Source organism: Streptococcus sp. CSL10205-OR2, assembly GCF_025660655.1.
Taxonomy (GTDB): domain Bacteria; phylum Bacillota; class Bacilli; order Lactobacillales; family Streptococcaceae; genus Streptococcus.
The window spans coordinates 1-310 of record NZ_JAOTIN010000041.1 but is presented as its reverse complement, the minus strand read 5'-3'; the positions used below and the strand labels follow the sequence as shown (position 1 = coordinate 310).

The following is a 310-nucleotide window of genomic DNA, read 5'->3' as shown; positions in this document are numbered from 1 at the left end:
CGAACGCGGTGAACAAGGAGCAACAGGACAAGCAGGTCGTGACGGCCACGATGGTAACTCAGTCAGCATCACTAATGTCAGAAAAGACAGTTCAGGTAATACTGTTATCACCTTCTCAGATGGTAAAACAGTTACAGTAGACAAAGGTGATAAGGGAGACCGAGGCGAACGTGGCTTACAAGGCGAACGCGGTGAACAAGGAGCAACAGGTCAATCAGGCCGCGATGGTCGTGACGGTAGCTCAGTCAGCATCACTAATGTCAGAAAAGATGATTCAGGTAATACTGTTATCACCTTCTCAGATGGTAAA

At 47.7% G+C, this 310-nt stretch carries 1 pseudogene; it reads left to right on the top strand.

The features are described from left to right. A pseudogene (locus tag N7659_RS08265) lies at positions 1-310 on the top strand (collagen-like protein); the annotation flags it as partial.